The organism is Brevundimonas sp., assembly GCF_041688735.1.
In the GTDB taxonomy this organism is placed as follows: domain Bacteria; phylum Pseudomonadota; class Alphaproteobacteria; order Caulobacterales; family Caulobacteraceae; genus Brevundimonas.
In genome coordinates, this window is record NZ_JBDNHO010000098.1 from 1 (window position 1) to 7067 (window position 7067).

Sequence of the window (7067 nt, forward strand, 5' to 3'; positions counted from 1 at the left end):
ATCGAGAACATGTTCGGCAGGCTCAAGGACTGGCGACGCATCCATACCCGCTACGACCGATGCGCACACACCTTCATGTCTGCCATCACTATCGCCGCCACGGTGATCTTCTGGCTATGATCAATGAGTCCTGAGCCTAGCGGACGTCGGTCGAGCAGAAGCTCCACAAGATCGGGCGGGAAACAAAGCCCAAACCTTTCCTGCGCGTCATCAAGTTCGCCTTGTGTATAGCCCCCAGCCCAGAGATTTCTCATTTGCCCGTTATGCCACGGTGCAATGTCCGCCCACCACCCCTAACCGTCCTCCGGAAGGTCCGCTCTCCGGCAGCCGCGTAGCAAAACAAAGCGCCGGCGGATCGCTCCGCCGGCCCTCGTCTTTTGCGCTCACGCTCGGCTCGCGGAGCCTCGCTGCTTGAGCGCCCTGAAGCCTATTCCGCCGCGACGGCTTCCGGGCCGCTCGCCAGATTCCTCAACACATAGGGCATGACCCCGCCGGCCTTGAAGTAGTCCAGCTCGGTCTGGTTATCGATGCGGCAGCGGACCGGGAAGCGGGCCATCTTGCCGTCCGAGGGGCGGAACAGTTCGACCCACAGGTCCTGACGCGGCTTCAGCTTGCCGACGTTGACGTCCGACAGACCACGGATGGTGACGATCTCCTCGCCGGTCAGGCCCAGCTTGGTCCAGCCCTCGGCCTTGAACTGCAGCGGCACAACGCCCATCCCGACCAGGTTGGAGCGGTGGATGCGCTCATAGCTTTCGGCCAGCACGGCGCGGACGCCCAGCAGGCGGGTGCCCTTGGCCGCCCAGTCGCGCGACGAGCCGGTGCCGTATTCCTTGCCCGCGAACACGACCAGCGACCGGCCCTCGGACTGGTAGCGCATGGCCGCGTCGTAGATTGACATGGTGTCGGTCGAGGGAAAGTGTCTGGTCACCCCGCCTTCAATGTCCGGCGTAATCTTGTTGCGGATGCGGATGTTGGCGAAGGTGCCGCGCATCATGACTTCATGGTGGCCCCGGCGCGCGCCGTAGCTGTTGAAGTCCAGGGCGTCGACGCCGCGGTTCCTCAGATAGACGCCCGCAGGGGAGGTTTGTTTGATCGAGCCGGCCGGGCTGATGTGGTCGGTGGTGATCGAGTCGCCGAAGATGGCCAGCACCCGGGCCTCGATGATGTCGGCGACCGGCGCCGGCTCCATCGACAGGCCTTCGAAATAGGGCGGGTTGGCGACATAGGTCGAGGCCTCGTCCCAGGCATAGGTCTGGCCGCCCTCGACGTCGATGCCCTGCCAATGGGCGTCGCCCTTGAAGACGTCGGCATAGCGTTTGGCGAACATGGCCGGGGTGACGCATTTCTTCTGGATGTCGGCGATCTCTTTCGAGGTCGGCCAGACGTCCTTGAGGAAGACATCCTTGCCCTTCTTGTCCTGACCGATCGGATCCTTCGAGATGTCGATCCGCATCGAACCGGCGAGGGCATAGGCGACGACCAGCGGCGGCGAGCCCAGATAGTTGGCTTGGACGTCGGGGTTCACCCGGCCCTCGAAATTGCGGTTGCCCGACAGCACCGAGGTGGCGACCAGACCATGGTCGTTGATGGCCTTGGAGATCGAATCCGACAGCGGACCCGAATTGCCGATACAGGTGGTGCAGCCGTAGCCGACCAGGTTGAAGCCCAGGGCGTCCAGATCGGCCTGCAGGCCGGCGGCGGTCAGATAGTCGGTGACCACCTGCGAACCGGGGGCCAGCGAGGTCTTGACCCACGGCTTGACCGTCAGACCCAGCTTCACGGCCTTGCGCGCGACCAGACCGGCGGCGATGAGGACCGAGGGGTTGGAGGTATTGGTACAGGAGGTGATGGCGGCGATGACCACGTCACCATCGCCGAGGTCGAATTTCTCACCCTCGACCTTGACGCGCGGGGCGTCGGTCGCGCGGTTGAAGACCTCGGTCAGGGCGGTCTCGAAGGCCGAGGCGGCGATGGTGAGCTCGACCTTGTCCTGCGGACGCTTGGGGCCGGCCAGCGACGGCACGACCGTGCCCATGTCCAGTTCCAGCACGTCGGTGAAGATCGGGTCTTCCGAGGTCTCGTCGATCCACAGGCCTTGCGCCTTGGCATAGGCTTCCACGAGGGCGAGCCGCGCCTTGTCGCGGCCCGTCGCGGTCAGATAGGCGATGGTCGCGGCCGAAACCGGGAAGAAGCCACAGGTGGCACCGTATTCCGGGGCCATGTTGGCGATGGTGGCCTGGTCCTCGATCGTCAGGCTGTTCACGCCGGGGCCGAAGAACTCCACGAACTTGCCGACCACGCCCTTCTTGCGCAGCATCTGGGTGACGGTCAGAACCAGATCGGTGGCGGTCGTGCCCTCGGACATGGCACCCGACAGGCGGAAGCCGATAACCTCCGGAATCAGCATCGGGATCGGCTGGCCCAGCATGGCCGCCTCGGCCTCGATACCGCCGACGCCCCAGCCCAGCACGGCCAGGCCGTTGATCATGGTGGTGTGGCTGTCGGTGCCGACCACGGTGTCGGGATAGGCGACGGTCGCCTTGCCCTCGGCCACGGTCCAGACGGTCTGGGCCAGATGTTCGAGATTGACCTGGTGGCAGATGCCGGTGCCGGGGGGCACGACGCGGAAATTGTTGAAGGCCGACGAACCCCAGCGCAGGAATTTATAGCGTTCGATATTGCGCTCATATTCGCGCTCGACATTCTTGTCGAAGGCACCGGGCGTGCCGAAATAATCGACCATGACCGAGTGGTCGATCACCAGATCGACCGGGGTCAGCGGATTGATCCTGGACGGGTCGGCGCTGAGCGCCGTCATGGCGTCGCGCATGGCGGCCAGGTCGACCACAGCGGGCACGCCTGTGAAATCCTGCATCAGCACGCGGGCCGGGCGGAAGGCGATCTCGTGCTCGACCGAACCCTTGTTGTCGATCCACGCGGCGACGGCGCGCAGGTCGGCTTCGGTGACGGAAACCCCGTCCTCATTGCGCAACAGGTTCTCCAGCAGCACCTTCATCGAGCGCGGCAGACGGGAAATCCCGGCCAGACCGGCTTCCTCGGCGGCGGGAAGGCTGTAATAGGCGTATTTCTTGCGCCCGACGGTCATGTCCCGGCGGGTGTTGAGGCTGTCGTTCGACGGCATGGAGAGGCTTCCTCTGGTTCACGCCGCCCGACAATCCGGTTGCACGAACGCGCGGTCGACGGCGGGGCGCACAGGTCCCCGACGCGCGCGGCGAACGCCTGCTGCGGCGAGGCCGGATATAACGAGGGTTCCGGGCGCCGTCCATGTATCCGCGCAGGGTGTAGGGGCATTGAGAACGAGTCTCATTAATCTCCTCCCCATCGCAGATGGGGAGGGGGACCGCCCGGGCGACTCAGATCGGAGGGTGGAGGGGGCGACACCGGCCGACAGGGATTGGCGTTCCACGGGCCTCCGCCAGCATCGCCCCCTCCGTCACGGCGCGCAGTCGCGCCGCGCCACCGCCCCATCGCTATGCGACAGCGAGGAGACAGGATGCTGACCGCCAATTCCCTCACCGTCTCGCGCGGCGAACGGATCCTGTTCCGCAACCTGTCGTTCTCGCTCGCCTCAGGCGAGGCGCTGGCGCTGACCGGGGCGAATGGCGCGGGCAAGACCAGCCTGCTGCGGACCCTTGCCGGCTTCATTCGCCCGGACGCGGGGACCGTCGCCTTCGGTGAGGACTTCGTGGAGAATTCGGCTACGCGATCCGGGGATACGACGGGGACAACCGAGACAAGTCCGCCTGCCGCACCCGCAGACCGACGATCTGAGGACATCCACTGGCTGGGCCATCTGGACGGGTTGAAGGGCGCACGGACGGCCCGGGACGAACTCACCTTTCAGGCGCAATGGCTGGGCGCCGACGTCGACGGGATCGCCGCCGCCGTGGACGTCCTGGCCCTCAAACCCCTGCTCGACCTCGAGGTGCGCATGCTGTCGGCCGGTCAGCGCCGCCGCCTCGCCTTTGCCCGGCTGATCGCCGCGCCGCGCCCGATCTGGCTTCTGGACGAACCCTTCGCCCCCCTGGACGCCCGCTGGCGCGCGGCGCTCGGCCTGCTGATGCAGGCGCATATCGACAAGGGCGGCGGAATCATCGCCGCCGTGCATGATCCCCTGCCGGTCGCCGCGCGGGCGATCGATATCGGGGCCGGGCGATGAAGGGGCTGGTGATCCTGTTCCGGCGCGAGCTGGCCCTGGCCTGGGCCGGCGGTGGCGGGCCGTTGCTGGCCTGCGGCTTTTTCCTGTGCCTGACGGTCCTCGTTCCGCTGGCGGCCGGGGGCGACCCTGCGGGCCTGAGGCCGGTCGCGGGCGGCATCGCCTGGCTGGCCCTGGCCCTTTCGTCGATCCTGTCGCTGGAGCGTGTGTTCGAGCGGGACCATGAGGATGGCGCTCTTGATCTGATCTCCCTCGGCCCGGTCCCGCTGGAACTGGTCGTCATCGCCAAGGCCAAGGCGCAGTGGCTGGCGGTGGGGGTCCCCTTGGCGATCACCGCGCCGCTCGCCGCCATCACCCTCGGCCTGCCGCCGACCTTGGCGCCGCTGGTCTGTCTGTCGGCCCTGATCGGCAGCCTCGGCTTCGCCCTGACAGGGGCGCTGGGCGCTGCACTGGCGCTGGGTGCCAAACGCGGTGGCCTTCTGATCGCGGTGATCGTCCTGCCGCTGTTCATCCCGCCGGTGGTGTTCGGGGCGGGGGCGCTGGAGCGCGCGACGAATGAGCTGTCGCCCGTCCCGGCCCTGGCCTTCCTCGTCGCCTACGTCCTGTTCGCGGCCGTGATCACGCCGTTCGCGGGCGCCGCCGCGATCCGGAATGCGCAGGGCTAGGTCCCCACTATCCGCTCATCCCCGCAAAAGCGGGGACCCAGTGGTTTCGTGAGGCAGGCTCAATGGGATTTCCGTTTGAGCGGACATTGGCCTCGATCTCGTCCGTGTCGCCGGTCAGGCGGATGTTCTTGACCAACTGGCCGCGCTTGACCGTCACCCCGCCCGAGCCCCTGACCTTCAGGTCCTTGATCAGGGTCACGCTGTCGCCGTCGGCGAGGGCTTTGCCGTTGGAGCCGCTGGTCTCGTCGTCGGTCATCGAAGCCATTCTGTCTGAGCGCGACGCTCTAACACAGGCCTCGTCGCCGTATAGCGTCCCGCGCGATAGGCCTCTAAAGGTCGGCCGATGTTCGGTCTCGCCAATCCCGAGCGCTTCCTGCGCTTCACCCGACCCCTGACGCCAGTTCTGTGGGCGCTGACGGCCGTGCTGCTGGCCGTGGGCACGTGGCTGTCGTTCGCGGCGCCCGAGGACTATCAGCAGGGCGACACCGTCCGCATCATGTTTGTCCACGTCCCCGCAGCCTCGATCGGACTGATGATCTATGCGGTGCTGGGCGTCTCCAGCTTCTTCGCCCTGGTGTTCCGCCACCCGCTCGCCGACGCCGCGGCCCGCGCCGCTGCCCTGCCCGGCGCGGCCTACACCGCCCTGGCGCTGGTCACCGGCAGTCTGTGGGGCAAGCCGATGTGGGGGGCCTGGTGGGCGTGGGGCGATGCGCGGTTGATGTCGGTGCTGGTCCTGTTCCTGTTCTACATCGGCTATATGGCGCTGCGGGCCTCGATCGACGACGAGGCCAAGGCCGCGCGCGCCGCCGCCGTGCTGGGGCTGGTCGGACTGATCAATCTGCCGATCGTCAAATTCTCGGTTGACTGGTGGAACACCCTGCACCAGCCGGCCTCGCTGTTGCGGGCCGACGGCCCCTCGATGTCGGCGGTCTATCTGACGCCCCTGCTGATCATGATGGCGGCCTACGGAGTCCTGTTCCTGGCGATCTGGCTGACCGACATCCGCAGCGAGATCGTCCGTCGACGGATCATGACCCTGCGCGCCCGTAGCGCGATGGAGGCCTGACGATGCTCGATTTCGACATGGGAACCTACGCCGCCTTCGTCTGGCCGTCCTGGGGCGTCAGCGCCCTAGTGCTGGGCGGCCTCGCCATCCGTTCGGCCTTGACCGCGCGTCGACGCCACGCCGAGCTGAAGCGGATGGAAGCCGAAGCGGGAACGCGCTCCGAATGAATCGCTGGCTCGCCTTCGTGCCGCTGGTGGTTCTGGTCGCCCTGGCCGCCCTGTTCATCGGCTGGTCGCTGAAGCGCGATCCGGCGATCAAGCCGGACGCCCTCGTCGGCCAGGCCGTGCCCGAGACCCTCCTGCCGATCCTTACCGGCAGCATCGCCGGGCCTGGAATGGTGGACCTGAAGACCGCGGGCGTCGGCCGTCCGATGCTGATTAACGTCTTCGCCAGCTGGTGCGCGCCGTGCAGGGTCGAGCACCCTAAACTGATGGCGCTGAAGGCCGAAGGCGTCGCCGTCGTCGGCGTGGCCTGGAAAGATGATCCCGTAAAGACGCGCGCCTTCCTCGATGAACTGGGCGATCCCTTTGCCATGGTGCTGGTCGATCGCGAGGGCCGGGCCGGGCTGGACCTCGGCATTACCGGCGCGCCCGAGACCTTCGCCGTGGACGCCATGGGCAAGGTCGTCGCCAAATGGAGCGGTCCTCTGATCGACGACGCCGAGATCGATCGACTGGTCGCGGCCATGCAGGCCCCGCCACGCCCCCTGCCGACGGTCGTCCGGCCCTGATCGTCGGGACTGACTAACGCGCGTTAACCCATCTCCGACAGTTTTCGTTAACCCTGTCGTCATGAGCGAGATTCGTCCTCCGGTCCTGTCGCCGCTGTTTCCGACCCAGTCGCCGGTCCCGGCCACGCGCGGCTCACGCTCGGACTTCTTCCGGGCCCCCCTCCAGGCCGTCGAGGCCCCCGGTGCCCGGGCCGCCGAGGCCGAACCCACGTTCGCGATCGCGCCCGCAACCACCCCCGCGAGCGAGCGCTACCAGCGCCCCGGGGCTCTGCTCGACATCCGCGTTTAGAGCGTTCGCCGCTCAAGTTGACGTATAGCCATCATGCCGGAAGTAGTTGGCGCATTCCTGGGGTGTGAAGGCCTTGAGGATATCGCCGATGCGGTCCCAGAGGCCCGTCATTGTGGTCTCGGCGGCGGCTCGCAGCA

General features: G+C 66.9%; 9 protein-coding genes. 7 read left to right on the forward strand and 2 right to left on the reverse strand.

Annotated features, from left to right (window positions below; genetic code table 11):
- Positions 1 to 120, forward strand: a 120-nt coding sequence (locus ACESMO_RS10300; protein WP_372706167.1) for a transposase, incomplete at its 5' end; no start/stop codon positions are given.
- Between the two features lie 307 nt (positions 121 to 427).
- Here the strand turns inward: ACESMO_RS10300 and acnA are convergent.
- Positions 428 to 3145 carry an aconitate hydratase AcnA gene (gene acnA, locus ACESMO_RS10305; protein ID WP_372708064.1) on the reverse strand — a complete coding sequence of 906 codons (2718 nt, stop codon included), beginning with the start codon at positions 3143 to 3145 and terminating at the stop codon, positions 428 to 430.
- A gap of 372 nt (positions 3146 to 3517) precedes the next feature.
- On the opposite strand from acnA, the gene ccmA reads away from it, so the two are divergent.
- Together ccmA and ccmB are read left to right on the forward strand one after the other, a co-directional pair.
- A complete protein-coding gene (gene ccmA / locus ACESMO_RS10310; RefSeq protein WP_372708065.1) occupies positions 3518 to 4183 on the forward strand; it encodes a heme ABC exporter ATP-binding protein CcmA in 666 nt (221 codons plus the stop codon).
- Positions 4180 to 4845: a heme exporter protein CcmB gene (gene ccmB, locus ACESMO_RS10315; RefSeq protein WP_372708066.1), complete on the forward strand. Its 666-nt coding sequence runs from the start codon at positions 4180 to 4182 to the stop codon at positions 4843 to 4845. Before ccmA ends, ccmB begins: the two co-directional genes overlap by 4 nt.
- 7 nt (positions 4846 to 4852) lie before the next feature.
- Here the strand turns inward: ccmB and ACESMO_RS10320 are convergent, their stop codons facing one another.
- Complete coding sequence (locus ACESMO_RS10320; RefSeq protein ID WP_372708067.1) at positions 4853 to 5101, reverse strand: PhnA domain-containing protein; 249 nt, start codon at positions 5099 to 5101, stop codon at positions 4853 to 4855.
- A gap of 87 nt (positions 5102 to 5188) precedes the next feature.
- Between ACESMO_RS10320 and ccmC the strand changes: the two genes are divergently transcribed.
- From ccmC to ACESMO_RS10340, 4 genes are all read left to right on the forward strand, one after another.
- Entirely contained in the window at positions 5189 to 5911 is a 723-nt protein-coding gene (gene ccmC, locus ACESMO_RS10325; RefSeq protein ID WP_372708068.1) for a heme ABC transporter permease CcmC, read from the forward strand.
- A 2-nt stretch (positions 5912 to 5913) separates the two neighbouring features.
- Positions 5914 to 6078: a heme exporter protein CcmD gene (gene ccmD / locus ACESMO_RS10330; protein WP_372708069.1), complete on the forward strand. Its 165-nt coding sequence runs from the start codon at positions 5914 to 5916 to the stop codon at positions 6076 to 6078.
- Entirely contained in the window at positions 6075 to 6641 is a 567-nt protein-coding gene (locus ACESMO_RS10335) for a DsbE family thiol:disulfide interchange protein (protein WP_372708070.1), read from the forward strand. The genes ccmD and ACESMO_RS10335 overlap by 4 nt, the downstream gene beginning before the upstream one ends.
- Positions 6642 to 6702: 61 nt before the next feature.
- Positions 6703 to 6930, forward strand: a complete 228-nt coding sequence (locus tag ACESMO_RS10340; protein ID WP_372708071.1) for a hypothetical protein — start codon at positions 6703 to 6705, stop codon at positions 6928 to 6930.
- The last annotated feature ends 137 nt before the right edge of the window (positions 6931 to 7067 follow it).

What these genes read in the sequence shown, in the direction of transcription:
- ACESMO_RS10340 (WP_372708071.1), top strand. Translation starts at nt 6,703, where the DNA reads ATGAGCGAGATTCGTCCTCCGGTCCTGTCGCCGCTGTTTCCGACCCAG.
- ccmC (WP_372708068.1), top strand. Translation starts at nt 5,189, where the DNA reads ATGTTCGGTCTCGCCAATCCCGAGCGCTTCCTGCGCTTCACCCGACCC.
- ccmA (WP_372708065.1), top strand. Translation starts at nt 3,518, where the DNA reads ATGCTGACCGCCAATTCCCTCACCGTCTCGCGCGGCGAACGGATCCTG.
- ACESMO_RS10335 (WP_372708070.1), top strand. Translation starts at nt 6,075, where the DNA reads ATGAATCGCTGGCTCGCCTTCGTGCCGCTGGTGGTTCTGGTCGCCCTG.
- ccmD (WP_372708069.1), top strand. Translation starts at nt 5,914, where the DNA reads ATGCTCGATTTCGACATGGGAACCTACGCCGCCTTCGTCTGGCCGTCC.
- ccmB (WP_372708066.1), top strand. Translation starts at nt 4,180, where the DNA reads ATGAAGGGGCTGGTGATCCTGTTCCGGCGCGAGCTGGCCCTGGCCTGG.
- acnA (WP_372708064.1), bottom strand. Translation starts at nt 3,145, where the DNA reads ATGCCGTCGAACGACAGCCTCAACACCCGCCGGGACATGACCGTCGGG.
- ACESMO_RS10320 (WP_372708067.1), bottom strand. Translation starts at nt 5,101, where the DNA reads ATGACCGACGACGAGACCAGCGGCTCCAACGGCAAAGCCCTCGCCGAC.